Raw genomic sequence first — 26511 nt, 5'->3', positions numbered from 1 at the left:
GGCATCCGCGGCGGGGACGCGCCGCCCGGCGCGCCCCGCCCCCGCCCCGCCCCCGTACCGTCGCCCGTACCGCGCCCGTCAGCCCAGTTCGAGGCTGGTCACCCCGTACATCCCGGCCAGTTCGACCTCCGGGGCCGGGCCCGTGTACATCCGGGCGGCCTCGAAGGTCGGCTCCAACCCCAGGCCCGCCACGAGCGCGGTGGCCGACGGGTTCGCGTCCGGCACGTCCACGGCGACCGCCCCGTCGGGGGTGTGCTCCGCGAGCCGGTGCAGCAGGGCGGCCGCGACGGCCGGGGTGGAGGCGTACAGCGGGCCGATCCGCGAGGCCCCGCTGCACGGGCGGACCACTCCGAGTCCCTCGATACGGCCGTCCCGGACGGCGGCGAGGGCCGTACGGCCCGGCAGCCCGGTCCAGGCCGACAGGAAGGCGTCGCGCGGCCCGGGGAAGAACCGCCGGTCGTAGGCGGCGAGCAGGGCGAAGGGCAGCGAGGCGGCGTCGACCACCTCGAACGCGGCGCCACCACCGGCGCCACCCCCGGCCCCGCCACCCGAGCCGTTCGGCCGCGGCACACCCTCGTGGCGGACGTTGTTCCAGGCGGAACGGAACCCGGACCTGCGGTAGTTGTCCTGCTGGTCGACCACCCCGTCCAGGCCGACGAGCCGCCCGTCGAGCCGCTCCATCCCGGCCTGCCACAGCCGGATCCCGTAGCCCTGGCCGCGGAAGGCGGGCCGGGCGATGTAGAAGCCGATGAACCCGAAGTCCGACCCGTACCGCACGGCCGAGATGCAGGCCGCCGGTTCGCCGTCGACCCGGCCGACGAGGAAGCCGGCCGGATCGGCGACCGCGAAGGCGAAGCGGTCGGAATCCCCCGGGTTCCACCCTTCCTCGTCGGCCCAGCGGCGGATCAGTTCCATGTCGGCGGCGCTCGCGCCGCTGATCTCGAATCCCGTCATGTCCGGTGTTGTACCAGACGGCGTACGACGGGATCAGCCCGCGCAGATCACGTCATCGAGCTTGATCGGCCGGGAGTCGAGGCGCACGTACGCGGTGAAGGTGTCGGTCTGGTCCGCCGCCCAGTGGGTGGTGACCGTCGCCCAGCCGATCCCGGCCGACTGGGCGACGGTGACCGCCCCGACCACGATGTCCTGGGGCTCGTTCTGCGCGCAGAGCAGCACGTCGGTGCTCGGGGCGTGCGCCTGCTTCTCCTTGAGCTGCTGCGAGATGCTCTGTTCCCGGTCGCGCGCGGAAGGGCCGTGGTGGCCGTAGAAGGCGGTGAGGAAGGCACTGATCTCGGAGGCGGTGTGCCGGTGGCGGGCGACGGCGACCGGGGTGGGGTCGGCGGCGACGGCGGTGGCCGGGGCCGGCAGCACGAGCAGGGCCAGCAGCAGGGCACCGAGGCTGTACGGGGTGGTCTTCATGCCGGATGTGTAACCGCCCGGGGCGTTCACGGGCAGGGGTGGGCCGTGGATCTCACTCCTGTGGGGGGCGGGATTCACCGCAGGAACGCCCCTCTCGGACGCGCACGCCCCGCGGGCCCCGTTAATACGGTCGCGGCTGCGGCCCGGCCGTACATAGGGTCGCGACATGGGGAAGCCGCTCGTCGCAGTGTTCAGTGGGGCCGGGATGTCGACCGATTCCGGAATTCCGGACTACCGGGGGCCGCAGGGGTTGTGGCGCCGCGATCCGGACGCCGAGAAGCTGGTGACGTACGCGTACTACATGGCCGATCCGGAGATCCGGCGCCGCTCCTGGCGGATGCGCGCCGACATCGGGGCCCTCGGCGCGCAGCCGAATGCCGCGCATCTGGCCGTGGCGGAGCTGGAGCGATCGGGCACTCCGGTGCGGGTGATCACGCAGAACGTGGACGGACTGCACCAGCTGGCCGGGATGCCGGCGCGCAAGGTGTTCGAGCTGCACGGGACCGCGCGGGCGGTGGTGTGCACGGCCTGCCGTGCCCGGTCGGGGATGGACGAGGCCTTGGCCCGGGTCGCCGCCGGGGAGCCCGACCCCGCCTGCCTGGCCTGCGGCGGGATCCTCAAGTCGGCCACCGTGATGTTCGGCGAGCGGCTCGACCCCGAGGTGCTCGCGCAGGCGGTCGCCGTGGCGAAGGGCTGCCACGTGTTCATCGCCGTCGGGACGACGCTCCAGGTGCAGCCCGCCGCCTCGCTGGCCGGGATGGCCGCCGAGGCGGGGGCCCGCCTGGTCATCGTGAACGCCGAGGAGACCCCGTACGACTCCCTCGCCGACGAGGTGATCCGCGAGCCGATCGGGACCGCGCTCCCGGCCCTGCTGGCCCGCATCGGCGACCCCGGCCCCGCCTGAGACGGCCCCGGGGCCCCACTCGCTAGCCGGCGTCGGCCGCCCTGCGGAGCTCGGCGACGTCCAGCCGCTTCATCTTCATCATGGCCGCCATGGCGCGGGCGGCCCGCTCCGGGTCGGGGTCCGCGACCAGTTCGGTGAACCCGGCCGGGATGACCTGCCAGGACACACCGAACTTGTCCTTGACCCAGCCGCAGGCGGATTCCTCGCCGCCGTCCTTCGTCAGCTCGGCGTAGTAGTGGTCGGCCTCGGCCTGGTCGTCGCAGTCGATCTGGAACGAGATCGCCTCGCTGAAGGTGAACTGGGGGCCTCCGTTGAGGCCGACGAACCTCTGGCCGTTGATCTCGAACTCGACGGTCATCACGGCACCCGTCCGGCCCGGCCCGGTCTCGGGGTAGCGGGCGACCCGGCCCAGCTTGCCGCCCTTGAACAGCGACACGTAGTAGTCGGCGGCGGCCTCCGCCTCGCCGTCGAACCACAGGCACGTGGTGAAACCGTTGCTCGTCATGACTGCCTCCAGGCGTGTGCCGGTCGAAGCGGGAAGGCGGTTCACCCTCCCTCTCCTGTACAGACCGGCCCCGGGCCCGAAATTCATCGGTGGGCCCGGGGCCGGTCGGCAACGCGTACTGAATGCACCCGGACGGCTTACACCGCCGGCTCGGCCGCCATCGACAGCATGCGGTCGACGACGCGCCCGGCGGCGCCGCCGTCGTCCAGGTCGCAGAACTCGGCGCGGAACGCGGCCCGCGCCTCCTTGAACTCCGCCCCGATCGCGTCCACGCCCCGTACGGCCTCGATCAGGCTCGCCGAGTCCGCCAGCAGCGGGCCGGGGGCCTTGGCCTCCAGGTCGAAGTTGAAGCCGCGCAGCGTGGTCCGGTAGTGCTCCAGGTCGTACGTGAAGAGCAGGATCGGCCGGTCGGTGAGCGCGAAGTCGAACAGCGCCGAGGAGTAGTCCGAGATCAGGACGTCGGCGACGAGCAGCAGGTCCGTCGCGTCGGGCCAGCGGGACACGTCGACGACGAACCCGTCGCGCACGTTGTCCCGTACCTGCTCGGTGACGTGGTGGTGGCCGCGGACCAGCAGGACGTGGTCCTCGCCGAGCTCGCGCCGCGCCGCGTCCAGGTCGATCTGGAGGTCCAGCTTGTAGCCGCCCGACCAGCCCTCGCGGTTCTCGCGCCAGGTCGGCATGTAGAGGACGACCTTCTTGCCCTCGGGCAGGCCGAGCCGGCGGCGGACCTCGGCGATCCGCTGCGCGTCGGGCTTGACGAGCGCGTCCGTCCGCGGGCTGCCGGACTCGATGACCTCGCCGTGGTAGCCGAGGGCCCGCTTGAGGATCGGGGTCGCGTACGAGCTCGGGGAGGCGAGCAGCGACCACTGGGCGCTGTCGTGCTCCAGCCCCTCCAGGATCTCGGGGCTCGTGTAGTAGTCGTGGATGAAGTCGTGACCGATCTCCTTGATCGGCGTCCCGTGCCAGGTCTGGACGACGATCTGGCCGGGGCGGCGCTGGAAGCGCCGGGGCACGTTGTCGTTCACGACGTAGTAACGGGCCCGGGCCAGGAGCTCCCAGGCCTCGGTGCTGTCGTACGGGACGGCGCGGGCGGTCGCGGGGACCTCGGCGCGGCCGTCGCGGACGAGCCAGACGTGGTCCAGCTTCTCCCCGCGGCGCAGCAGCTCCTCGTGGATGGCGCGGGGCGAGTCGCCCGCGCCGTTGCCCTGGTGGGTGTCGTAGACGGCGATGTCCTTGACCGGCAGGGCGCGCTGGGCCGGGTAGGTCTCGAACCGGGTGACGCGCTGGGCGTACCGGGAGCGGTCGTGCGGGCTGAGCAGCGGGTCGGAGACGAGCACCATGCGGTCGTAGAAACGGGCCTCGACCCGCATCCGGCGGCCCAGGACGGTGATCGCGGTCGGTCCGTCGTGCAGGGCGGTGGGCGCGAACTGCACGGGGGCGCCGCGGTCGACGCCGAGCAGGCCCGCGGTGGTGCCGCCCTGGGCGAGCGGGCGCAGGGTGGGCCACCAGCGGCCCTTCGGCAGCGTGGTGCGGCCCGCGTAGGACTCGGGGAGGACCGGCTCGAAGGTGGATTCGAAGCGGTCGCCGTCCCGGCTGACGGGGTAGCTGTACTCGGCGCCGTGGGCGTCGTGCAGGACCAGCTCGTACGGCTCGTCGGTGGGCGCGACGAAGCGGCCCTTGATCGTGAGGGTGCCGTCCCGGCCGGTGACGGAGTCCACGAGCGGCGGCGAGGGCTGCACGGAGAGGGTCAGGTGGCCGGTGTTGCCGCGCTTGGCGAACAGGGCGCGGCCGGTGTCCCCGCCGGCCAGGGGCACGACCAGGCCGGCGAATCCGCCGCGCTCGTCGTGCGCGAGGCGGTGCTCGGAGCCGTCGGCGCCGACCACGGTCAGGCTCCACGGCTCGGGGGCCCACTCGCCCGGCTCGCACTCCGCGTCCGGTACGGCGGCCAGCCCGGCCAGCGGTACGCGCACGGTGAAGGGGATCCGGCCGGCGCCGCCGGAGCCGCTCGCGGCGGCGGTCTCCAGGGGGAAGGTGAGGACGGCGGCGGTGGAGACGTGCTCGGCGCGCAGGGTGGCGCCGGCGCCGATCTCGGCGGCGAGCTCTCCGCTCACCTCGATGGCGTCGTCGCCGGAGGGGCGGACGTCGAGGGCGCGGGCCCGGACGGTCTCGACCTGGATGGTGAGGGCGCCGGTGGAGTTCGGGACGATGCGGACGTCCGGGGTCACCCAGTGGGCGGGCGGGTTCTGGCCGCTGTCGGACTCGCCGCCCTTGAGGCGGGCGCGGTGCAGGCCGCCGGCTCCGGTGACGGCGACGGAGGTGGTCCATATGCCGTCGTTCCACTTGCCTCCGGACTGGAAGGCGGTGGGGTCGACGACGGCGGTGAAGCCGGCCCAGTCGGCGTGCCGCAGCGCGAGGTGCGGGGCGTTGACGGTGGCCATCGGGGAGGCGACCGTCCGCGCGGTGACGACGGTGCGGCGGCGCTTGCCCCCCTCGCGGAAGACGAGCATCTTGCGCGAGCCGAGGCGGCTCTCCGCGCCGAGGTGGCCGGGGAGCGCGTAGCCGCGCAGCAGCAGCTTGCCGTCGCTCCAGACCGCCTGTTCGAGGCGGCTGACGACGCGGCGCTCGCGCGGGCCGAGGGTGAGGATCTTGGCGGGGACCGGCGGGCGGCCGTGCAGGAACGGGTAGTCGGCCTGCGGGCGGGCGAGTCCCTTGACGGGGACGCTGTACGAGTAGTCGCTCTGGTGCTTGGTGAGCGCGATGAAGTCCTCGACGCGGCCTTCGCGGGCCAGGTACGCCTTGAGGCGGTCGGCGACGGTCAGGTCGGACCAGGGGCCGGTGCCGATCTCGCGGACGAGACCGCCGACCTCCTTGACGAAGGCGGCGCGGAAGTCGGCTCCGCCCTCACCCACGTACTTGTAGATGAGCGGGAGCTCCTCGCTCAGCACGTTGTAGTCGTAGTCGCGCAGGTAGCGGGCGTACTTGGCGCCCTCCTTGGCCTTGAGGGCCTCGCGGACCAGGCGGACGGAGGTGACGCGGTCGATCAGGGAGACCGGGTCGGTGGAGCGCTGGGTGATGGAGCGCTCGCCGGTCTCGCGCACGCGCCAGTGGTAGACGCAGTCGCTGATGACGTCGACGCTGGAGGCGAAGTAGTGCGCGGGGATGCTGACGGGGGCGTCCTCGTAGAGGATGCCCTCGGGGTACTGGAAGCCGTGCTCGTCCCAGAAGCTGCGCCGGTAGACCTTGTTCCACGCGGTGCGGTCGGTGACCAGCGCCGGGAACTTGGAGATGTGGGTCTTCAGCTGCGTCTTGGCGAACGCCGCCCGGTGGCCCCAGGACTGCTGCATGCCCACGGAGCGGAACCGCTTCACGTTGCCGCCGGCGAAGTCCGAGCCGGTCTCGTCGAGGGCCGCGATCAGGCGCTCGTAGGCGTAGTCCGGCATCGTGTCGTCACTGTCGACGAAGGCCAGGTACTCGCTGTCCTTGGCGGCGTGGCGGGCTCCCACGTTGCGGGCGGCGCCGAGTCCGGCGTTCTCCTGCATGACGACCCGGAAACGCTTGTCCCGCGCGGCGAAGGCCTTGGCGATGACGGCGCTGGTGTCGGTGGACCCGTCGTCGACGAGGATGCACTCGAAGTCGGCGAACGTCTGGGCGGCAATGGACTCCAGGCACTCGTCGAGATAGAGCTCGACGTTGTAGACGGGGACGACGATGCTCAGGCGCGGGGGCATGGGTGGCGGGTTCTCCAGCGTTTCAAGCTATTTCGATGATCAGGTGATGAGAGCATCCTACTCGGTAACGGGATGATAAAGTCCCCCCATCCTGGACATAAGACCCGCAGCTCCCGGGGCGGACGGCAAAGAATTCAGCCGCCCGCCACCTCTGCGTCGGGCTCGGACCGAACGTGTGCTCAGATTTCGAGCTCCGCCTCGATCTTCATGAGCTGGTGCCGGGCCATCGCGAGGTTGGCACGGCCCCGGTCGAGCGCGAGGTAGAGGAAGAACCCCTTGGAGTCGCGGCTCTTCATCAGCCGGATGAGGTGGTACTGGGTGCCGAGGGTGATCAGGATGTCCTCGATCTCGTCCTTGAGGCCGAGCATCTCCATCGTGCGGACCTTCGCGCGGACCACGTCCGTGTTGCCGGCCGCGGCCACCGTGAGGTCGAGGTCCTTGCCGCCGCCGATGGTGCCGAGGGCCATGCCGCTGCCGTAGTCGACCAGGGCGGCGCCGATCGCGCCGTCGATGGTGGCGAGGATTTCCTTGAGGGCGGTCTCCACATTGGCCATGAATGGCTCCTGTTCTCTCTGGGTTCCGGCTCTGGGTTCTGGCGAAGTCCAGGCGGTTTCATGGTGATTTCGGACGGTTTTCCGGCGTTTTCCACGCCGGATCCGTCGGACTACGCCTGGTCCGTACGGACCTGGGCGTGCGGGACCTCGGGGCCGCGGCGCCCGAGGACCTGGTCGATGAGCTCTGCTATCCGCAGGCTGGAGCGGCGGGCCTCCAGATGGAGCCGGCCGACGTTGACGCGGGTCTCCGCGATGAGGGTGAGGACGGCCGCGTCGCCGGCCGCGTACGTGGCCACGTAGCCGTGTTCGCCCCGTACGAGCAGCTCACGGAATCCGCCCTGGCCGGTGCAGTCGCTGAGCCGCTGGGCGACGCCGAGGGCGGCCGCGGTCAGTGCCGCGACGGACTCCACCTCGGTGGCGGCGCTGTCCTGCGCGAGGACGAGGCCGTCGGCGCTGCCGGCGAGGGCGCCGGTGAGCTGGGGGACCCGGGCGCGCAGCCTGCGGAGCTCGGCGAGTATCTCGGCTTCGGCCTCGGGGGGCACCATCGCCGTGCTCATGTCGGCCTTGCTCCTTTCGGGCTGCCTCCGTTCGGAGCGGTCGGCGCGCTCCGGGCGCAGAGCCGGTCGCAGCGGGAGCCTCACAGGCTTGCCTCCAGTGCGTCACGTAACCGGCGGAGCAGCGCCACGTCCGGGGATTGGGTCTGGGTGATCCAGTCGGGCAGGGATGTTTCGACCGGCGCCAGGACCGGCGCGTGGGGGGTCTCGACCAGTCCGGCCGCCGCGAGGCGCCGTACGTCGAGCAGCGTGTGGAAGGCCGGGCGGCCCAGGACCCACGCGAGGTCCGCGGGGGTCCGTACGCCGTCCGCCCTGGCCAGCAGGGTCCGCTGGCGGGCGGTGACGGTCTGGCCGGGGGCGGCGGCCCGGGGGACCACGGGGGAGGTGTCGAGGAGCGGGTAGGGCCACACCGCGTCGAGCAGTTCCCGCCGGCGCCGGGTCTCGCGCTCGACGGCGGCGGCCGGGACCGAGCGGACGGAGCCGATCCAGTGGGTGGCCCCGCGGCGGAACCGGGAGGGCCCGGTGCCCGGGGACAGGGCGAAGAAGGCGGCGTCGAATATCGCGGCGAGGTGGCAGATCTCCAGTTCCCCGCCGGCGAGACCCCCGCTGTCCACGAGGAAGCGGGCGACCTGGCGGCGGGCGCCGGCCCGGTCCACGGCCTCGCGCCAGCGTTCGGGGGCGAGGCCGCCGCCGGTGGTGAGGAGGACGTCGAGGCCGGGGGTGGCCGGGCTCTCGGCGTGCACGATGCGGCCGTCCTCCAGGAAGAGGGTGCCGCGGTCGCGCAGCAGCGCTCCGGTGGCGCGCTCGGCGGCGAGCCGGGTCAGCAGGGGCGAGACGGCGACGGCGGCGAGGCCGCCGACCTGGGCGGGGGTCATCTGAGGACCAGCCCCTCGGCGAGGATGCGGAGTCTGTGCCGGGCGAGGGCGAGGTTGCCGTCGGTGCGGTCCAGCCACAGGTGGAGGAAGACGCTGCTGTCGAAGCTGGTCTCGACGAAGCGGAGGACGTGGTAGCCGGTGCGGGTGGTGACGATCAGGTCCTCCACGGGCAGGCCCGGGCCCGCCTCGCCGAAGTCCGGTCCCGGTGCGGAATCCGGCGCGGGCTGGGCGAAGGACTCGTACTCGGCGGCCGCCCGGGCCAGCTCGGCGGTCTCGGCGGCGGTGGTCTCGTGGTCGCCGACCGGCGACTCCCCGGCGGTGCCGAGCGCCAGTCCGCTGCTCCAGTCGACCAGCGCGGCCCCCCGCGCACCAGGCAGGGCCATGGCTTCGAGCAGGCATTCGTCGATCCCGGGCACGCGGGCTCCCCTCCCGGCCAGACGTGCGAGGTGCACGGTCTACGGCGCGACAGGAGGGAACTTACTCACGTTCCACAGCGCGGAAGGGGCTTCTGGCATTTTCCGCGGGAACATGCACAGAACCACGCGGCTGCGTGGCCGGAACCCATCGCCTTCTGATCAGGAATGTTGATCACGGCCCTCGAACACGCAAGAGGGCGCACGGGGCGCACGGGGTTCACAGGGCGGCTCGACCGGGGGCTCACGAAGCAAGCGGAAGGTGTTCCGCGAGCCGGAAGGCGCCGCCCTCGCGCTCGACGTAGCCCTCGTGGCTGAGGGTGCGCAGCAGGTGGTACACGGTGGGCAGCGGAATGCCGGTGACGCGCGCGAGGCGTTTCGCCGTCGCCCCGCCCTCGGCGTGCATCGCCTCCACGAGGCGCAGCGCGCGCTGCACGGAACCGATCAGGGTGGGTGCGCTGTCGCCGTCCTTCAGGGTGGGTGCGCTGTCGCCGTCCTTCTGACCGCCGTCGGTGACCATGAATACTCCCCCTGCTCCGGTACGAGTCCTGGCACCCCCATCAAAGTCCTTCACCGCCCACAATCCCAGCTGACTCGCGCACGCCCCGTACATAAGATCACCACGCCCGGGCTCCGCACCCCCGGCTCGCGCAAAAACCAGCACGCCCCTGCCGCTCCGACCGCTTATCCTTCCCCCGCCGCGGATCCTGCCGGTCCGCGGCGGGGAGGGAAGAGTGGAAAGCAGAACGGTCGTCGGGGCGGGCACCGTCCGGTCGTGCCCGCAGTGCGGGACCCGGATCTCCATCGAAGAGCGGTACGTGCAGTGGTGCGCCGCCTGCGACTGGAACGTGGACCCGGGCGCGCCCGAGCCCGTGGCCGGAAGGATCGCGGCCGCACGGCGCAGGCTCGCGCAAGGGTACGGGGAGCAGCTCGCGGCCGAGATGGAGCGGGACGGGGTCGGGGACGGTCCCGCGGGGCGGGACGCGGCCACAGTGGCGGCGTTCGCGCTCTCGCTGCTGGTGCACGGGGTGACCGTGATGCTGGTGGTGGCCGGGGTTCTGCTGATCGTCCTGGGCTGGGACACCGGGGTCCAACCGGTGGTGGGTGCGCTGATGCTGGGGCTCGCGGTGGTGCTGCGGCCGCGGCCCGCACGGCTGCCGAAGCACGCCCCGGTGCTGTACCGGGCCGATGCGCCCCGGCTGTTCGAGCTGATCGACGAGGTGGGGGCCGCCGTCGGGACGGCCGGTGTGCACGCCGTGGTGGTCACCCCCGGCGCCAACGCCTCGGTGACTACGTACGGCCTGCGAGGGCGGCGCGTGATGGAGCTGGGTCTCGGGCTGTGGGAGGTCCTCGCCCCGCAGGAGCGGGTGGCCCTGCTGGGGCACGAGTTGGGGCACTTCGCGCACGGGGACACCCGGCGCGGCCTCGTCACGCACGGTGCGCTGCGCGCTCTGGACACGTGGTGCTACGTGCTGGCGCGGACCGAACCGACGGGGCTGATGGACCGGTTCGTGAACGCAGTGACGTTCCTGCCCCGGTGGGCGGCGTACGGACTGCTCGTACTCCTCGACCACTTGACCCTGCGCGCCTCGCAGCGGGCCGAGTACCTCGCCGACGTCAGCGCGGCCAGGGCCGGATCCACCGAGGGCACCGTGGGACTGATGGACCGGCTGCTGATCGCCCCCGTGATCGGCTCCGAGCTGCGCCGGGTGTCGGTGGCGGCCCAGATGCGGGGCGGCCAGGCCGGCCGCGAGGCCCGCGAGGCGGCGGAGCACGGACTGTGGGAGCGGCTGGCCGCGCACGTCGCAGCCGTTCCGGAGCACGAGTACGAGCGGCTGCGCCGGGTCGCCGCGCGGCGCGGGCACCAGGTCGACAGCACCCATCCGCCCACTCATCTGCGCCGACGCTGCGCGGCGGCGGGCGCCCCGTGCCCGGCGCAGGTCGTCTGGGACGGGGCCCGCGCCGTGGCGGTGGCGGCCGAGCTGGCGCCTGCGCGCGCCGCTGCGGCCCGCCGCGTCATACGCGATTTCGCGCGCTGAGCAGGCGCCCGGCCTCGCTTCCGTCGAGGTCCTCCGCCGGAGGCGGACCGGGAAGGGTTCGGACAGGCGAGCGAACGGGGCGGGTCCCGGCCCTCCCCAGCGCCCCCTCCCCCGTGTCACCCTGCCGGTCATGGAGCGGATCATCGAGGAGATACGCGAGGACCTGTCGCGCCGGATCACCGTCACGGCGGACCGGCTCGCCGCGCGGACGCTGGCCGAGGATCCCGTCTACGCCGCCCTGCTCGGCAGGGCCGGGCTGCGCGAGCGGATCCGCCTCGACCTCCGGCAGTCCGTCGAGGGCCTCGACCGCGCCCTGCGCGGGCTGCCCGTGGAGCTCGCCGAGGCCCGCGCCACCGGCGCGCTCCTGGCCGGGGCGGGCCTGCCGCTCGCCTCGCTGCTGCGCACCCGCCGGCGCGGCGGCCGCATGGTGTGGCAGACCCTGGGAGAGGCGGTGGCCGCGCACGATCCGGCGGCGCTGCCCCGGCTGCTGCCGGCCGCGGCCGTGCTGTGGGACGTACAGGACCAGCTGACGGACGCGGTGTCGGAGGCGTACCGACGTACGGAGACCGCCCGCCGCGACCACGAGCGGGAGCGCCGGTCGGCCCTGCTGGACGCGCTGCTCGACGGCGCGGGCCCGGCCGACGGGCCCGCGGCCGAGCTGGGGCTCCCCGGACGGGGCCGCTTCGCCGTGGTCGTGCTCGCCCCGGGCGCGTCGGGGGCATCGGGTGAATCGGGCTCGTCGGGCGACCCCCTCTGCGCGTCCGACCCGTTCGACGCCGGGGGCCCGCGCGTGCTGTGGCGGATCCGCGCCGAAGGCGAGACCGGCCTGGTGGAGCTGGGCCACCATCCGCTGGAGTCCGTACGGGACACGCTCGCCCCGCCCGGTGCCCGGGCCGGGGTCAGTCCGGTCGTGGAGACCCCCGCCGACCTGGCCCGGGCGCGCCGGCTGGCCGCGCTCGCGCTGCGCACCGCCCCCGCGTCCGGCGGTCCGCGCACCGCCCTGCTCGACGAGCGGCTGCCCGCCGCGCTGGTCGCCTCCCAGGCCGAACTCGCGGGCCGGCTGCGGCAGGTGGTGCTCGGCCCGGTCCTGGCGCTGCCCGCGGAGGACCTCCGGGTGCTGCTGACGACGCTGGGCACCTGGCTGACCTGCCAGGGCTCGACGACCTACGCGGCCCAGCGGCTGTACTGCCACCGCAACACCGTCTCCAACCGGCTGCGCCGCCTGGAGCGGCTGACCGGCCGCACCCTCTCCGACCCGGCGCACGTGGTGGAGCTTGCCCTTGCCCATGCGGCGGTCCTCCAGCGCGCCGACGACCGGGTCACTGCGCCGATCGCGCAGGCTCCGCCGTCTGCGCCGGCCGCGCCGACTCCAGCAGGTACGGTACGTCGATCACCGCGACCCCCGGCATGAACAGCAGCCTCGCCTTCAGCCGGAACGCGTTCTGGTTGTGCAGGGGCTGCTCCCACCAGTGCCCCACCACGTACTCCGGGATCACCACGGACAGGATGTCCGTCCCCTCCGCCGCGGCCAGCTCCTGGACGTGCGCGAGCACGGGACCGACGACCTCGCGGTACGGGGAGTGCAGGATCTTCAGCGGTACGCCCGGGTCGTGCTCCGCCCAGGCCTCGCGCAGCCGCCGCGCGTCCTCCTCGTCGGCGGCGACGGTGACGGCGGTCAGCGTGTCCGGCCGCAGCGCCTGCGCGTAGCCGAGCGCCTTCAGCGTGGGGGCGTGCACGTTCGCCACGAGCACCACCACGTGGTGGCGGGAGGGCTTGCGCGGTTTGACCCCGGCGGCGACGGCGACCTGCGCCGAGACCCGGTCGTAGTGCCGGCGGACCCCCTTCATGCCGAAGAAGAGCAGCGGCATCGCGATGACGACCAGCCAGGCCCCGTGCGTGAACTTGGTGAGCAGGACGATGATCAGGACCACGGCGGTCAGGGTGGCGCCGACCGCGTTGATCGCGAGCCGCCGGTGGATGTGGATCCGCTCCGCCCTGGGCGTGGCCGGGGAGGCGAGTTCGCGCCGCCAGTGCCGCACCATGCCCGCCTGGGAGAGGGTGAAGGAGACGAAGACGCCGATGATGTAGAGCTGGATGAGGCGGGTCAGCTCGGCGTCGAAGGCGATGATGAGGGCGACGGCGGCGAGCGCGAGCAGCACGATCCCGTTGGAGTAGACGAGCCGGTCGCCGCGGTTGAAGAGCTGGCGGGGCGCGTACCGGTCCTTGGCGAGGATCGAGGCGAGCATCGGGAAGCCGTTGAAGGCGGTGTTCGCGGCGAGGATCAGCACCCCCGCGGTGACGGCCTGGAGCAGGTAGAAGAGGAAGTGCCAGCTCCCGAAGGTGGCGCGGCCGATCTGGGCGAGCGCGGTGGACATCGGTGTGCCGGGCGGCAGGCCCAGTTCCGTCGGGTCGGCGGCGACGTGCACCTCGTAGACCATGGCCAGGATGGTGATGCCGAGGAACATGGTCACCGACAGGGCTCCCATCGCGGCCAGGGTGTTGGCGGCGTTGCGGCTCTTGGGCTTCTGGAAGGCGGGGACGCCGTTGCTGATCGCCTCGACGCCGGTCAGCGCCGTACAGCCGGAGGCGAAGGCCCGCATCGCGAGGAGCACCAGGCCCAGGCCGGTGAACGTGCCCTCGGGGGTGATCGGGAGCTCGGCGGATTCGGCGCGGATGGTGGCGCCGGTCGCGAGCCGGACGGCCGCCACGGCGAACATGACGTAGATGACGAGGACGAACCCGTAGGTCGGAATGGCGAAGATGCGTCCCGACTCCCGCACGCCGCGCAGGTTCATCAGCATCAGCAGCGCCACGAACCCCACCGACAGGCTGACTTCGTGGTCGCTGAGGGAGGGGATCGCGGAGGTGATGGCGTCGACGCCGGAGACCACGGAGACGGCCACGGTCATGACGTAGTCGACGAGCAGGGCACTGGCGGCCGTCAGGGCGGCGGTCTGGCCGAGGTTCTCGGAGCTGACGACGTAGGCGCCGCCGCCCCCGGGATAGGCGTAACAGGTCTGCCGGTAGGAGGCGACGACCACGATCATCAGGAAGACGATGGCGGCGGCCGCGTACCAGGCGAGGTGGAGCAGCGCCACGCCGCCGAGGGCGAGGATCAGCAGGATCTCCTCGGTGGCGTAGGCCACGGAGGAGAGCGGGTCGCTGCAGAAGATCGGCAGCGCGAGCCGTTTGGGCAACAGGGTCTCGCCCAGTCGTGCGGTGTCGAGCGGTTCACCCACCAGCACGCGCTTCAGGTTGATACGCCTCATTCCTGCATGATCGTGCATATTTCATGCAGCCTGTCCCTTATCGGGACTGTGTCATGCCCCGGACCCCGCGAACCCGGCCAGTTCTTCGGCCCGGTGGGCCAGCCACAGGTCGTGGCGGGCGCTCGGCGACCGGAGCAGCGAGCGTTCCAGCAGCTCCTCGACCCGGGCCAGCCTCTTGCGCGTGCCCGGCACCGAGATGCCGAGCGCGGCCGCGGCGGGGACCAGGTGCGCGTCGTGGCGCAGCCACGCCCGTACGGTCTCGCGGGCGCCGGGCGGGGCGTCCGGTCCACTCAGCGGCGCCAGATGCGCACGGGCCCAGAGCGCCAGGTCCCGGTGGCGCAGTACGGCGTCCAGATCGGCCGGAGCGGCGGCCGGGGCTCCCGGGGAGGCGCCCGGCCCGCCCGGGGTCAGCCGCAGCGCGAGCGAGAGCTCCGCCTGCGCGGGCAGCCGTGCGAGGTCCGCGCCGAGAACCGACTCGATCAGGCGGAGCCGGGTGGCCAGGGTGTTGCGGTGGACCTTCAGCAGCCGCGTCGCGTGCGGGCCGAAGTTCAGCCACGCGTGGGCCGTGGCCCGCAGCTCCTGCGCACCGGGGTCCTGGGGCCGCCGGGGCTCGTAGGTGTGCAGGGGCGCGAGGCGCGCCTTCGCCCAGCCGGTCCCGGCCGTGTGCGCGGCCAGCTCCAGCTCGGGTCCGGGGCCGAAGCGGGCGTGGCGCCCGGCGCGGCCGCGGGCCACGGCCAGGGCGTGGAAGGCCTGGGTGTACGCGGCCGGGGCCTCGCGCAGCAGCAGCCGCCCGCTGACCCCGACCGTGCGGTCGCGGGCCGCGCCCACCAGGGCCTGCGCCAGCGGATCGTGCTCGGCGCAGCCGCCGGCGGGACCGGCCGGGACCAGGGCGATGAGGTGGCGGACGTACACCGGGCAGCGCACGATCCAGGCCCGGCCGCCCGTCAGCTCCGCGCAGATCCGGGCCACCTCGCCCCGCTGTCCGGCCCGGCATTCCACGACGTACATCCGCAGCGGGTCGGGCAGCGAGGGGCCGAGCGCCTCGGCGATCTGGTGGGCGGTGGAGAGACGGCCGTTCATGAGCAGGTGCAGGACGGCCTCGCGGGCCCGCGCTTCGGCGAGCTCGGCCCGCTCCTCGCGCCGCTCGGCCTCCTCGGCGCGCAGGACGAGGGCCAGTGCCGCGGCGGCGTCCGCGAGCAGCGCGGGCGCCGCCGGGTCGTGCGGCAGGTCGAGTACGGCGGCCAGCGCGCGGCCCCCGTCCAGCGCGAACAGCAGCGCGGCCGAGCGCTCGCCGTGCAGGACGGCCGAACGCACGCCCCGGGCCCTCAGCTCCGCGGCCCCGCGGACGGCGAGCCCGGGACCCGCGACAGCGGCGGCCTCGGCGGCCGCGTCGGCGTCGGTCGCCACCACGCCGGTCCAGCCGCCCAGCCGGGCGGAGAGCCACTCCAACAGGGCGGCCGAGCCGCCGGAGTGCGCCAGCCGGTGCACCTTGAGGACGTCCTCGGCCCGGCTGCGGGACCGGTCCGAGGCCGTGGTCGAAAGGGGCGGGTGCGAGATGAGAGGTTCCCTTCGGTCCGGGTCGTGCCGTCGCGGTCACAGTCCACCACGCGAGGCGTCACTGTGCCCGGTGATACCCGGCCCACCCGGTCACTGTGCAGGGCGGATCCTGCGAACCGGCCCGCGCCCGCCTAGGTTTGACCCGAGCGGTCGGGGCCCCGGGACGCACGGGGGAATTCCCGGGGCCCGGACGCTCACATCCGCGCGGCCGCGCTGCGGATCGCCTCCCGGATGCGGAAGTAGGTGCCGCAGCGGCAGATGTTGGCGATCGCGTCGATGTCCTCGTCCGTGGGCGTGGCGGTGCGCTTGAGCAGCGCGACGGCCGCCATGATCTGGCCGGGCTGGCAGAAACCGCACTGGGCGACGTCCTGTTCGAGCCAGGCCTCCTGAACGGGGTGCAGCTCGTCCCCGTTCGCCAGTCCCTCGATGGTGGTCACCGTCCTGCCGGCGCACGCGGAGACGGGCACCACGCAGGGGCGGACGTCCGCCCCGTCGAGATGGCTGGTGCACGCCTTGCAGACGTCCACGCCGCAGCCGTACTTGGGGCCCCGCACGCCCAGCATGTCGCGGAGCACCCACAGCAGGGGCAGATCGTCGGGCGCGTCCACGGTGACGCTGCGCCCGTTGACGGTGAAGGTGTGCGAGGGCACGGAGGACTCTCCTGGACTGGACTGGGCTGCCGGCGAGCGGCTAGCGGGGATACGGGGTGAAGTCGACGTCGAAGTCGAGGGGGAAACTGCGCGGTTTCGAACCGGTGGCCCTGGCCCAGGCGTTGGCGATCGCGCCGACCGCCGCCGGGACGCCCAGCTCGCCCGCCCCGCCCGGCTCATCCCCGGTGGCCGGCAGCACGAAGACCCGTACGTCCCGCGGGGTGTCGCGCTGGCGGGCCCAGTGGAACTGGCTGTAGCTGCCTTCCAGCGGCAGCCCCCTGTCCAGGTGCAGTCCGGCCTTCAGGGTGGTGGAGATCGCGTCGGTGAGACCGCCGATCATCTGGGCCTCCAGTCCGCGCGGGTTGACGGGCAGGCCCACGTCGACCGCGATGACGGCCTTGGTGACGCGGACGTGCTCCGGGTCGCGGGCGTCGATCTCGACCAGGCAGGCCGTACGGGACTTGTACTCCTCGTGGAAGGCGATGCCCTGCGCGCAGCCCGCCGGCATCGCGCGCCCCCACTCCCCCTCCGCGGCCGCCTTGTCGAGCACGGCGCGCTGGGCGTCGGTCTTCAGGAAGGCCCGCCGGAACCCGTACGGGTCCTTGCCGGTTCGCGCGGCGAGTTCGTCGACGACGATCTCCTCGGCGCCCCGGGTGTTGGCGGAGTACACCGAGCGCCAGGAGCCGGTCGGGATGCCGGTGGGCACCTCGCTGAGCCCGTGGGTGGTGAGTCCGAAGTGGTAGGGGGATTTGATCGTGGTGTGGAACAGGGTCTGGGCGAGGGTGGCGTTGCCGATGCCCGCCGGCAGGCCGGCGGCGGTGGCGGTGATGATCTCGCCGAGCCCGTGCCGGAAGTCGGTCTCGGCCGCGGCCACCCGGTGCTCGAACGAGAGCACCTCGCCCAGCAGATGGGTGGCGCGGATCTTGTGGTGGGTGGCGGGGCGCATCCGGCCGTGCCGGGTGTCGTCGACACGGGTCCACATCAGCCGGACGGGACGGCGGCATGCCTTCGACACGCGGGCGGCCTCCAGGGCGGCGTCGAAGAAGAGCCGCCGCCCGAAGGAGCCGCCGGCCTGGACGACGTGCACGGTGACCTTGTCGAGCGGCAGACCGAGATCGGCGGCGATGGTCTGCCGGGCCACGATCGGGGACTTGAGCCCGGACCAGATCTCGGCACGGTCCTCCCGAACGTCGGCCACGGCGGAGTTGGTCTCCATCGGCGCGTGGCTGACGAAGGCGAAGTCGAACTCGGCGTCCACGTACGGGGTGAGCAGCGGCGGCACCAGCAGCGGCGGGGTGGCCGCGCGCAGCTTGGCGCGGATCTGCTCGTCGGAGAGCTGATCGGCCGGGCCGGGTCCCCAGGTGACCTGGAGGGCGGCCTTGGCGTCGAGGGCCTGGCCGAAGGTCTCGGCGACGACGGCGACCCCGCTCGGGATGGTGACCACGTGCAGGACTCCGGGCATGGCCCGGACGGCGGCGAGGTTGGTGACGCCCTTGACCGTGCCGCCGAGGCTGGGCGGGCGGCGCACCACGCAGGGCTTGGCCCCGGGCACGTCGAGGTCGAGGGTGTACTGCTGGGCCCCGGTCACCATGGCGCGGGCGTCGATCCGCGGGGTGGGCCGGCCGACGAGGGAGTGTTTCGCCGTCTTCTTCGGGGTGGCGCCGAGGATGATCAGGGCGGGGTCGGCGGCGGCCGCGGCGAGGGCGCCGTACCCGGCCGTGCGCCCGTCGGGGGCACGTACGACGCCGTCCGCGGTGGTCAGAGAGGAGGCGGAGAGGTCCCAGCGGCGGGCGGCCGCGGCGACCAGGCGGGCCCGGGCGGTGGCGGCGCTCTGGCGGACCGGTCCGTAGAGCGAGCGGATGGAGTTGGAGCTCCCGGTGAGCTGGTTGAACAGGAGCTCGGGCCGCGCGTCGTCCAGTTCCACGCGGACGGCGGCCAGCGGCGCGTCGAGCTCCTCGGCGACGAGCATGGCCACTGCGGTGGTCAGGCCTTGGCCGACCTCCTCGCGCGGCAGCCGGAAGCGGATGCTCCCGTCCGCCTCGACGGAGAGCGCCAGCAGGGCGGAGGTGGGTGCGCCGGCCAGGATGAACAGGTCGCCGAGGTCCACGAGATCGGCGGGGGCGGGCAGGCTCGGGACCACGGCGTGCGCGGGCTGCGGGGCGAGGGCGTCGGCCCCGGCCCGCGTGACGAGGGCGAGCGTCGGCGCGGCGACGAGGTACGTGAGGAAGGAGCGGCGGCTCTGCCCGGTCATGTCTCTGTCCCCACCTGCGGTCCGTTCATTACCGACGCGTAGCGTAGCGATCATGGGATGAGCTGGGAAGCGGGGCGTCGTCCGGGCTTCGCGGGACGGGGTCCTTCGTTCGGGGGGTCCCCCGCGGGGGCGTCGATCCGGGCCGTGTACGGATTCCACCGCCCGGAAGGGTCGTCCACCTCGTCCGTACGATCGAACCGCGCCCTCCGGAGCGCCGGTTTCCGGCCGCGGGAGCACCATGGGAGGAGAGATGGCGGTACACGCCGACAGCACGCGAGGAGGTGTACGGCGGTGACGATGTACATGGACGTCCACCACGGTATGAAGGGCATCACGGAAGCCGAGCTGATGGCCGCCCACAAGGCGGACCTGGCGATCGAGGGCGAGGAGAAGGTGCACTTCGAGCGCGCCTGGGCCGACCCCGCTTCGGGCACGGTGTACTGCCTGTCCGAGGCCCCCTCGGCGGACGCGGTGATGCGGATCCACGAGCGGACCGGACACCCGGCCAGCGAGATCCACCCGGTGCCGATCACCGTATGACGGCGCAGGGCTCCGGCGGGCCCCGGAAGGGGTGACCGGAAACGTTCGTACGGGCGAAAGGGGGGCCGGGAGGCCCTTGGCATATGCCTGGAGCAAGGACCTTACGGATGTTGCCAAACGGCTTACGGGTGGTGGCCGCCTGTGCAACAGTCGTAACCGGTCCTTCCTTCAGACATGGCCGTACCGCGCCGCCTGTATCGGAGTTCTCATGCCGTCCCACCTCTTCGCGGACCGTCCCGCGCAGCCGCCCGAATCCGGGTCGGTGGACGCACTGATCTCGCAGACCCGGCGGCTCCGCGGCGAGGTGGACGCGGTGCGCCGCGACACGGTCGTCGACGAGGACGACGCCCAGGGGCGCTGGCAGCGCGCACTGTGCGACCTCGCCGTCCACCAGCTCGACGACCTGGGCCGGCACCTGGACCAGCTCAAGGAGGGCCTGCCGGCCGTCCCCGCCCCCGACGGGTCCGGGTCCGCGCAGGACGCGGCCCAGGTCGACCCGGCCGCGACCGAGGCCCGGCAGACCCGCATCGGCAGCGCCGAATGGGATCTGCTGACCGACGAAGTCAACTGGTCCGAGGAGCTGTTCCAGATCTTCGGCCGCTCGACCGAGGCGGGACCGCTCCCCCTCGACGAACTCGGCTCCACCCTCTTCTCCGAGGACCAGCCGCTGCTCACCTCGATGGTGACGGCCTGTCTGGTCGACGGGAAGCCGATCGACGGCGAGTTCCGCATCGTCCGGGCCGACGGCCGCGTCCGGACGCTGCACATGCGAGGCGAGCCGGTGCTCGACTCCGACGGCTGCACGGCCTCCATGTGGGCCGTGTTCCGGGACGTGAGTGAGCTGCGCCGAAGCCAGCGCGCCGTACGCGAGTCCGGTGACTCGCTGCAGCGCCGGCGGGAGATCGCGCAGACCGAGCACCGGCTGGCGGTAGAGCTGCAGGAAGCCGTGCTCCCCCCGTGGCGCGGCTCCCTGCGGCTCCCGCACCACACCACCGGCGCGCTCGACGTCGCCGCGCACTACCTGCCCGCCGCGACGAGCGCGCTGATCGGCGGTGACTGGTACGACGCACTCGAACTGCCCGACGGCCGCTCGCTGCTGACGGTGGGGGACCTGACCGGGCACGGGGTGACGGCCACCTCCGGGATGGCGATGATGCTCGGCGCCCTGCGCGGCATGGCGATGGCCGGGATCGACCCGGGCCCGCTGATGGGCTGGCTCAACCAGCTCCTGGAGGCCTCGGCCCAGCCGGCGCTCGGATCCGCCGTGTGCTGCCGCTACGATCCCGCGCGCCGCGTGCTGTCCTGGGCGCAGGCCGGCCACCCGGCCCCCCTGCTGTTCCGCGGCGGCTCGGGCCGCGCCCTGCGGCCGCCGGAGGGCGTACTGCTGGGCGCGACCTCCGGAGCGGCGTACGGGCAGGCCGAGGAGCGGCTGGAACCGGGCGACGTGCTCGTCCTGCACACGGACGCGCTGACGCCGTGCAGCATCGAGTTCGGCCGCGCGGACGGTGCCGAACGGCTGCTGGCCCTCGCGCCGCGGTTCTCGGCCGCGCGCTCTGCGCAGGACTGCGTGCGGATGGTGGTCGAGGAGTTCGGAGTGGGTGGACGCGAGGACGACGCCTGCGTCCTGGTGGCCAGGGTCGGGGGCTGACCGCCCCGCGAAGGGCCGACGGGTACCGCTTCAGGGCCGCGCCGCACGGCGCGGCCTTTCTCTTCTCCTTACGGGTGCCATCCGGGCGGGCGAGGCCTAGACGGTCCGCTGCGACGGGCTGTTCGGCAGCGCCATCTTGATCTCCTCGCGCAGGTCCTCGATCCGCGCGTACCCGGCGTACTGCCCGGTCAGCCGGTACATCTCGCGCAGCCGGTCCCAGGTCCGGTGCGAGGAGGTCTCGTTCATCGAGACCAGCGCGAGCCGGGCGTAGCGGTCAGCCTGCTCCGGATCGTCGGCGATGAAGCAGGCCGAGGCCATGGAGATGTAGTCGAAGATCTGCGAGCGCTGGTGGCCGCCGGAGCGCAGCCGCAGCGCCTCGCGGGCGTGCCGCTGGGCGATCGGGGCGACCGAGGGGTCGTGGTCGGCCAGGGTGCGGAAGGCGAGCGCCTGCATGCCGTGCAGGTCCGCCTCGTCGAAGTTCTGCATCCAGCACGGCGGGGGGACGTCGCCCTTGTCCGAGACGAACAGGTCCTCGGCCTCACCGAGGGTGCGGCGCATGGCCTGGCCCTTGCCCATCGCCGCCTGCGCCCAGGCCTCGATGGTGTGCAGCATGGCGCGGGTACGGGGCAGGGTCTGCTCGCCGGAGCCGGACTGGGCCAGCTTCATCAGGTCCAGGGCTTCGTTGGGTTTGCCCAGGTGGACCATCTGGCGCGCGGCACGGGAGAGCGCTTCCCCGGCCCGCGGCCGGTCCCCGCCCTCGCGGGCCGCGTGCGCGGCGATGACGAAGTACTTCTGCGCGGTGGGTTCGAGACCCACGTCGTGGGACATCCAGCCCGCCAGCACCGCCAGGTTGGCCGCCACCCCCCACAGCCTCCGCTGGAGGTGGTCGGGGTGGTGGTACGCCAGCATGCCGCCGACCTCGTTGAGCTGGCCGACCACGGCCTTGCGCTGGAGTCCGCCGCCGCGTGAGGCGTCCCAGGCGCGGAACACCTCCACGGAGCGCTCCAGCGCATCGATCTCCTGGGAGCCGATGGGGGCGGCTTCGTAGCGGTCGTAGCCGATCGGATCGGCCTGGTAGGAGTCTGAGAAGTTCTGCGGGGCCTTGACGGGGGCGGGGTCGGTGTGGAGCCAGTCGTTCATGGCGTGGGTGAGGGCGGAGCCGGCGGTGAGCGCGACGCCCGCGCCCATCAGACCGCGACGGTTGAGCATGAGGTCCATTCCCGTGAATTCGGTGAGGACCGCGGCTGTGCGTTCGGGCGCCCAGGGCATTCCGTCGGGGTTCTCCTTCGCCCCGTCCGGCTGCCGTTTCGTGGTGCGCCGCTGCCGTACGAACCCGAGGTCCTCGATGGTCACGACACGACCGAGCCGCTCGGTGAACAGGGCTGCCAGTACGGTCGGCACCGGCTCGCGCGGGGTCTCCCCCACGTCGATCCAGCGCCGTACCCGCGAGGTGTCGGTGGCCAGCTGGTGGTGGCCCATGGCCGCCGCCTGCCGGTTGACCATCCTCGCCAGCTCACCCTTCGACCAGCCGGCCAGGCCGAACAAGTCGTTCAAGCGGGTGTTTGGTCCTTTGCTCACGTCAAGCCCCCAGGTTCTCGGCTGATTTGACAGTAGCCCGCCGTCAGAGGCCCCGTGCATATTCGCCAGGCTTCGCCAGGGCACGCTTCGTGGTCCGCCACCCACGGCTGGGTGTCAGGTAGGAATGCGCCTCCCCGACCCGGTCTCCGGGCGGAACTCCCCAGGGTGAAGTACGGGACCGGCGGGGTGGCGTACGCAACTCGTCGGCGCACGAAGGGATCCGTAAACGCCATGTACGCAGCAACGTCCTCCGTGTCCGCCCCGGTCCGGCCGCACCGCACGCTCCAGGCGGGCGGCGGCCCCTACCTCGATCCCGGCCGCCAGGCGGCACCGGCGCAGGGCGCCGTACGGGCACGGCGGATGCCGGGTGCCGGATCGCAGCCGCTCAGCGGAAGAATCGACCTGTCGGGACCCCAGGGCGCGCAGCTGCGCACCGCACTGGCCTCGGTGCAGCGGATCTGTCCGGAGTTCGCGCCGGTCCAGGTGCTGCGGCGCAGCGGCCGGTCGGTCCTCCTGGTCGGGACGACAGGCCGGATGACCGCGGTCGCCAAGGTTTTACTGGACCACTCGCCGGAATGGCGCGAGCGGTACCGGCACGAAATAGCGACGTACCGGGCGTTCGTCCGGCACCGCCCGCCGGTCCGGGTGCCGCGGCTCATCGCCGCGGACCCCGAGAACTGCACGCTGGTGGTCGAACGGATGGCGGGCCGGGTCGCGGCTTTGCAGAGGCACCCCGTCGAGGCCCCGCCGCGGGCCGACGTACGGGCCGCGCTGGGCGCGGTGTGCCGGGTGAACCAGTGGCGTCCTGCGACCGATCTCTTCGGGGACCCGCTGAACTACGGGCAGCGCGTGGCGCGGTACCACGAGCTGGGACTGCTGACCGACCGGGACCTGGGTGACCTCCAGAAGCTGCTGTGCGGGCTGAAACTGTCCGGCGTCCAGCGGCAGTTCAACCACGGTGACGCGCTGCTGTCGAACCTGCTGCTGTCCCCGGCGGGCCCTGTGCTGCTCGACTGGGAGCACGCGGGCTGGTACCTGCCCGGCTACGACCTGGCCACGCTGTGGACCGTGCTGGGCGACGCCCCGGCCGCCCGCAGCCAGATCAGCCGGCTCGCGCAGTCGGCCGGTCCGGCCTCGCGGGACGCGTTCCTGGTCAACCTGATGCTGGTGCTGACGCGGGAGATCCGGATGTGTGAGACGGCGGTCCAGCGCTCCATGCTGGCGACCGCCCCGAGCCACCCCCTCCCGGCGGGCTCGCTGTCCTCCGGCGAGGAGCAGCGGCTGCTGCTGCGCCGCCTGCACGACGACTGCGGCATGGCCCGCAGGGCGGTACGCGCGGCGGTAGGGACCCGCTGACCCCGGCGGCCCCACCCCGTACGAAAATCCCGTGCCGTACGCACCCGGTGTGCGTACCACGGGATTTCGTGCGTTCCGTGGCATCTCGCCACCCCTGCGCATGTCTTGACATCACATGATCCCCCGAACACCTTTTCTGACTTAGCATCAGAAATGCTGGAGCCGCCGACGTTCCCCGCCTCCCCACTCCGCTGGAGCCCGCCCATGTCCGAAAGCGCCGAGTCCGCCTGTCCCGCCCCTGCCCCCGCTCCCGCGCCCGCCTCCTCCCCGCCTTCCCGCCGCGCGGTCCTCGCCGGGGCCGGGGCGGGGATGCTCGCCGCGACCGTGCTGCCGTCGGCGGCCGCGCGGGCCGACGGGTCCGGCGCGGGGGTTCCGCTCGGCGAGTACGACGTCGTCGTGGTCGGGTCCGGGGCCTCCGGGATGACCGCCGCGCTCACCGCCGCCGTACGGGGGCTGAGCGTCCTGGTGGTCGAGAAGGCGCCCACGTTCGGTGGTTCGGCGGCGCGCTCCGGGGCCGGGATCTGGCTGCCGAACAACTCGGTGATCCTGGCGGCGGGAGTCCCGGACACCCCGCAGAAGGCGGCGGCGTACCTGGCGGCGGTCGTCGGCGACGGCTCACCGGCGGACCGGCAGGCGGCCTTCCTCGCCAACGGCCCCCGGATGCTGGACTTCGTGATGGCCAACAGCCCCCTGCGCTTCCGGTACATGGACGGGTACAGCGACTACTACCCGGACCTGCCGGGAGGGCTGGCGAACGGCCGGTCCATCGAGCCCGACCAGATCGACGGCAACCTCCTGGGCGCCGAACTGGCCCGGCTGAACCCGGCGTACATGCCGGTGCCGGCCGGGATGGTGGTGTTCAGCCAGGACTACAAGTGGCTGAACCTGGCGGCCGTGAACGCCAAGGGCCTCGCGGTCTCCACGGAGTGCCTGGCGCGCGGCACCAAGGCCGCGCTGTGCGGGCAGAAGCCGCTGACGATGGGGCAGGCGCTGGCGGCCGGTCTGCGGGCCGGGCTGATGCGGGCGGGCGTGCCGGTGTGGCTGAACAGCCCGCTGGTCGACCTGGTGCAGGAGGGCGGCGCCGTCACCGGCGTGGTGGTGGAGAAGGAGGGCGTACGGGGTGTCGTACGGGCCCGCAGGGGCGTGATCGTCGGTTCGGGCGGCTTCGAGCACAACGCGGAGATGCGGGCGCAGTACCAGCAGCAGCCGATCGGCACCCAGTGGTCGGTCGGCGCCAAGGAGAACACGGGCGACGGGATCCGGGCGGGACAGCGGGCCGGGGCGGCGCTGGCGCTGATGGAGGACGCCTGGTGGGGGCCGTCGATCCCGCTGCCCGGGGAGCCGTACTTCTGCCTGGCGGAGCGCACCCTGCCCGGCGGCCTGATCGTGAACCGGGCGGGCGCGCGGTTCGTCAACGAGGCGGCACCGTACAGCGACGTGGTGCACGTGATGTACGAGAAGGACCGGGGGGCGACGGGCTCGCACATCCCGGCCTGGCTGATCGTCGATCAGAACTACCGCAACAAGTACCTGTTCAAGGACATCCTGCCGACGATCGTCTTCCCGGAGGCCTGGTACGAGGCGGGCGCCGCGAAGAAGGCGTGGACCTGGGACGCGCTGGCGGGCCAGATCGGAGTCCCGGCGGGGGCGCTGCGCGCCACCCTCAACCGGTTCAACGCCCAGGCCTGGAACGGCGCCGACCCCGATTTCCACCGGGGGGACACGGCGTACGACCACTACTACACGGACCCGGGGGTGCAGCCGAACTCCTGCCTCGCCCCGATCTGGGCGCCGCCGTTCTACGCCTTCAAGATCGTGCCGGGCGATCTGGGCACGAAGGGCGGCATCGTCACGGACGCCCGGGCCCGCGCGCTGCGGCCCGACGGTTCGGTGATCCGCGGCCTGTGGGCGGCGGGCAACGCGAGTGCGGCCGTGATGGGCCACAGCTACGCGGGTGCGGGGTCGACGATCGGCCCCGCGATGACGTTCGGCTACGTGGCCGCGAACGACATCGCGGACGGGACCACGGCCTAGGGTGTCTTTCGGATCACGGCGGGCCCTGATCCGAAAGACACGACCTAGCCCTGCTGGAAGAGCTCGGCGGGGAGCGGCTTCAGCAGCGCGTAGAGGTCGTCGGTGATGGGCCGGTCCCAGCTGGCGATGGTGACCAGCACGTTGTCGCTGCGATCGAACTGGACGCAGCTGATCCGGCCCTCGGAGAGCTTGACCTTCCGGACGATGAGGAGGTTGTCGCCCTGCATGACGGGGCAGTCCTCGACGCCGGTGACCTCGACGTCCTCGTCGTTCTCAAGGGCGTCGAGGAGCTGGGCGACCTCGAAGGGGACCTGGCCGTCGGTGAGGTCCCGGGCCGGGGAGCCCTCGGGGAGGTTTCCGATGATCATTGCGGGGCCGCGTCCGCCGAACAGGTCGTAGCGGAGAAAGACGCCCTGGCAGCTGCCGTCGGGCGCGGGCAGCAGCCCGGCCCCGAGATTGCCCGGCCAGTCCCCCGGGTCCATGGCCAGGACGTCGAAGTCCGGGCCGGCGGGTGTGGCGGCGCGGTTGCGGCGGAGGAAGGACATGCCGCCATGGTACGTGCCCGCCCCGCGTTTCCGGGCCCGCCCCCGGCCCACGGCCCCGGGGCGCCGCCCGCCCCCTCGGGCCCCCCGCCGCC

General features: G+C 73.0%; 21 protein-coding genes and 1 pseudogene. 7 read left to right on the top strand and 15 right to left on the bottom strand.

Going from position 1 to position 26511, the window contains the following annotated elements; translation table 11 throughout:
• Positions 1-78: 78 nt before the first annotated feature.
• Both CP980_RS30000 and CP980_RS29995 read right to left on the bottom strand, forming a co-directional pair.
• Positions 79-954, bottom strand: coding sequence for a GNAT family N-acetyltransferase (locus CP980_RS30000; RefSeq protein ID WP_132758985.1), 876 nt, complete (start codon positions 952-954; stop codon positions 79-81).
• A 33-nt stretch (positions 955-987) separates the two neighbouring features.
• Complete coding sequence (locus CP980_RS29995) at positions 988-1419, bottom strand: hypothetical protein (protein WP_150529513.1); 432 nt, start codon at positions 1417-1419, stop codon at positions 988-990.
• Between the two features lie 166 nt (positions 1420-1585).
• Between CP980_RS29995 and CP980_RS29990 the strand changes: the two genes are divergently transcribed.
• On the top strand, positions 1586-2323 hold the full coding sequence (locus CP980_RS29990; protein ID WP_150529512.1) for an SIR2 family NAD-dependent protein deacylase: 738 nt from the start codon (positions 1586-1588) through the stop codon (positions 2321-2323).
• A gap of 22 nt (positions 2324-2345) precedes the next feature.
• Here CP980_RS29990 and CP980_RS29985 read toward each other — a convergent pair whose 3' ends face one another.
• From CP980_RS29985 to CP980_RS36430, 7 genes and pseudogenes are all read right to left on the bottom strand, one after another.
• Complete coding sequence (locus CP980_RS29985; protein ID WP_132758982.1) at positions 2346-2828, bottom strand: VOC family protein; 483 nt, start codon at positions 2826-2828, stop codon at positions 2346-2348.
• Between the two features lie 137 nt (positions 2829-2965).
• Positions 2966-6556 carry a bifunctional glycosyltransferase/CDP-glycerol:glycerophosphate glycerophosphotransferase gene (locus CP980_RS29980; RefSeq protein WP_150529511.1) on the bottom strand — a complete coding sequence of 1197 codons (3591 nt, stop codon included), beginning with the start codon at positions 6554-6556 and terminating at the stop codon, positions 2966-2968.
• A gap of 179 nt (positions 6557-6735) precedes the next feature.
• The gene (locus CP980_RS29975) at positions 6736-7110 is read right to left on the bottom strand and encodes a hypothetical protein (RefSeq protein WP_132758980.1); all 375 of its coding nucleotides are present in this window, start codon (positions 7108-7110) and stop codon (positions 6736-6738) included.
• 110 nt (positions 7111-7220) lie between these two features.
• Positions 7221-7667, bottom strand: a complete 447-nt coding sequence (locus CP980_RS29970) for a roadblock/LC7 domain-containing protein (RefSeq protein ID WP_229906992.1) — start codon at positions 7665-7667, stop codon at positions 7221-7223.
• A gap of 80 nt (positions 7668-7747) precedes the next feature.
• Positions 7748-8539 (bottom strand): transcriptional regulator, encoded by a 792-nt coding sequence (locus CP980_RS29965; protein ID WP_150529510.1) that lies wholly within the window; start codon positions 8537-8539, stop codon positions 7748-7750.
• The gene (locus CP980_RS29960) at positions 8536-8955 is read right to left on the bottom strand and encodes a hypothetical protein (protein WP_132758978.1); all 420 of its coding nucleotides are present in this window, start codon (positions 8953-8955) and stop codon (positions 8536-8538) included. The genes CP980_RS29965 and CP980_RS29960 overlap by 4 nt, the downstream gene beginning before the upstream one ends.
• A 268-nt stretch (positions 8956-9223) precedes the next feature.
• Positions 9224-9472, bottom strand: a pseudogene (locus CP980_RS36430) (helix-turn-helix domain-containing protein); the annotation flags it as partial.
• A gap of 214 nt (positions 9473-9686) precedes the next feature.
• Here CP980_RS36430 and CP980_RS29950 point away from each other — a divergent pair.
• Together CP980_RS29950 and CP980_RS29945 are read left to right on the top strand one after the other, a co-directional pair.
• Positions 9687-10991, top strand: coding sequence for a M48 family metallopeptidase (locus CP980_RS29950; RefSeq protein WP_150529509.1), 1305 nt, complete (start codon positions 9687-9689; stop codon positions 10989-10991).
• Positions 10992-11121: 130 nt separating this feature from the next.
• Positions 11122-12402 carry a helix-turn-helix domain-containing protein gene (locus tag CP980_RS29945; protein ID WP_150529508.1) on the top strand — a complete coding sequence of 427 codons (1281 nt, stop codon included), beginning with the start codon at positions 11122-11124 and terminating at the stop codon, positions 12400-12402.
• On the opposite strand, the gene CP980_RS29940 is transcribed toward CP980_RS29945, so the two are convergent.
• From CP980_RS29940 to CP980_RS29925, 4 genes are all read right to left on the bottom strand, one after another.
• A complete protein-coding gene (locus CP980_RS29940) occupies positions 12311-14260 on the bottom strand; it encodes an APC family permease (protein WP_132758975.1) in 1950 nt (649 codons plus the stop codon). The two genes, CP980_RS29945 and CP980_RS29940, sit on opposite strands and share 92 nt — an antisense overlap.
• 51 nt (positions 14261-14311) lie before the next feature.
• The gene (locus tag CP980_RS29935) at positions 14312-15748 is read right to left on the bottom strand and encodes a helix-turn-helix domain-containing protein (protein ID WP_150529507.1); all 1437 of its coding nucleotides are present in this window, start codon (positions 15746-15748) and stop codon (positions 14312-14314) included.
• A gap of 263 nt (positions 15749-16011) precedes the next feature.
• Complete coding sequence (locus CP980_RS29930; protein ID WP_132758973.1) at positions 16012-16467, bottom strand: (2Fe-2S)-binding protein; 456 nt, start codon at positions 16465-16467, stop codon at positions 16012-16014.
• Positions 16468-16507: 40 nt separating this feature from the next.
• The gene (locus tag CP980_RS29925) at positions 16508-18718 is read right to left on the bottom strand and encodes a xanthine dehydrogenase family protein molybdopterin-binding subunit (protein ID WP_150529506.1); all 2211 of its coding nucleotides are present in this window, start codon (positions 18716-18718) and stop codon (positions 16508-16510) included.
• A 291-nt stretch (positions 18719-19009) separates the two neighbouring features.
• On the opposite strand from CP980_RS29925, the gene CP980_RS29920 reads away from it, so the two are divergent.
• The gene (locus CP980_RS29920) at positions 19010-19258 is read left to right on the top strand and encodes an SCO4226 family nickel-binding protein (RefSeq protein ID WP_132758971.1); all 249 of its coding nucleotides are present in this window, start codon (positions 19010-19012) and stop codon (positions 19256-19258) included.
• Positions 19259-19466: 208 nt separating this feature from the next.
• Positions 19467-20906 carry a PP2C family protein-serine/threonine phosphatase gene (locus tag CP980_RS29915; RefSeq protein ID WP_150529505.1) on the top strand — a complete coding sequence of 480 codons (1440 nt, stop codon included), beginning with the start codon at positions 19467-19469 and terminating at the stop codon, positions 20904-20906.
• A gap of 96 nt (positions 20907-21002) precedes the next feature.
• Here the strand turns inward: CP980_RS29915 and CP980_RS29910 are convergent, their stop codons facing one another.
• Entirely contained in the window at positions 21003-22484 is a 1482-nt protein-coding gene (locus CP980_RS29910; RefSeq protein WP_150529504.1) for a DNA-binding protein NsdB, read from the bottom strand.
• Positions 22485-22715: 231 nt separating this feature from the next.
• On the opposite strand from CP980_RS29910, the gene CP980_RS29905 reads away from it, so the two are divergent.
• Both CP980_RS29905 and kstD read left to right on the top strand, forming a co-directional pair.
• Entirely contained in the window at positions 22716-23840 is a 1125-nt protein-coding gene (locus tag CP980_RS29905) for an aminoglycoside phosphotransferase family protein (protein ID WP_132758968.1), read from the top strand.
• Between the two features lie 309 nt (positions 23841-24149).
• Entirely contained in the window at positions 24150-25874 is a 1725-nt protein-coding gene (gene kstD / locus CP980_RS29900) for a 3-oxosteroid 1-dehydrogenase (protein ID WP_208834823.1), read from the top strand.
• Between the two features lie 44 nt (positions 25875-25918).
• On the opposite strand, the gene CP980_RS29895 is transcribed toward kstD, so the two are convergent.
• Entirely contained in the window at positions 25919-26419 is a 501-nt protein-coding gene (locus CP980_RS29895) for a hypothetical protein (protein WP_132758966.1), read from the bottom strand.
• Positions 26420-26511: the final 92 nt, after the last annotated feature.

It is taken from the genome of Streptomyces vinaceus, from assembly GCF_008704935.1.
Lineage (GTDB): Bacteria > Actinomycetota > Actinomycetes > Streptomycetales > Streptomycetaceae > Streptomyces > Streptomyces vinaceus.
The sequence above is the reverse complement of the archived record's forward strand: the minus strand, read 5'-3'. Positions and strand labels throughout refer to the sequence as shown.

Coding starts and splice junctions, on each gene's coding strand:
- CP980_RS29980 (WP_150529511.1), bottom strand. CDS start 6,556: ATGCCCCCGCGCCTGAGCATCGTCGTCCCCGTCTACAACGTCGAGCTC.
- CP980_RS29995 (WP_150529513.1), bottom strand. CDS start 1,419: ATGAAGACCACCCCGTACAGCCTCGGTGCCCTGCTGCTGGCCCTGCTC.
- CP980_RS29965 (WP_150529510.1), bottom strand. CDS start 8,539: ATGACCCCCGCCCAGGTCGGCGGCCTCGCCGCCGTCGCCGTCTCGCCC.
- CP980_RS29975 (WP_132758980.1), bottom strand. CDS start 7,110: ATGGCCAATGTGGAGACCGCCCTCAAGGAAATCCTCGCCACCATCGAC.
- CP980_RS29985 (WP_132758982.1), bottom strand. CDS start 2,828: ATGACGAGCAACGGTTTCACCACGTGCCTGTGGTTCGACGGCGAGGCG.
- CP980_RS30000 (WP_132758985.1), bottom strand. CDS start 954: ATGACGGGATTCGAGATCAGCGGCGCGAGCGCCGCCGACATGGAACTG.
- CP980_RS29925 (WP_150529506.1), bottom strand. CDS start 18,718: ATGACCGGGCAGAGCCGCCGCTCCTTCCTCACGTACCTCGTCGCCGCG.
- kstD (WP_208834823.1), top strand. CDS start 24,150: ATGCTCGCCGCGACCGTGCTGCCGTCGGCGGCCGCGCGGGCCGACGGG.
- CP980_RS29895 (WP_132758966.1), bottom strand. CDS start 26,419: ATGTCCTTCCTCCGCCGCAACCGCGCCGCCACACCCGCCGGCCCGGAC.
- CP980_RS29945 (WP_150529508.1), top strand. CDS start 11,122: ATGGAGCGGATCATCGAGGAGATACGCGAGGACCTGTCGCGCCGGATC.
- CP980_RS29905 (WP_132758968.1), top strand. CDS start 22,716: ATGTACGCAGCAACGTCCTCCGTGTCCGCCCCGGTCCGGCCGCACCGC.
- CP980_RS29990 (WP_150529512.1), top strand. CDS start 1,586: ATGGGGAAGCCGCTCGTCGCAGTGTTCAGTGGGGCCGGGATGTCGACC.
- CP980_RS29970 (WP_229906992.1), bottom strand. CDS start 7,667: ATGAGCACGGCGATGGTGCCCCCCGAGGCCGAAGCCGAGATACTCGCC.
- CP980_RS29915 (WP_150529505.1), top strand. CDS start 19,467: ATGCCGTCCCACCTCTTCGCGGACCGTCCCGCGCAGCCGCCCGAATCC.
- CP980_RS29940 (WP_132758975.1), bottom strand. CDS start 14,260: ATGAGGCGTATCAACCTGAAGCGCGTGCTGGTGGGTGAACCGCTCGAC.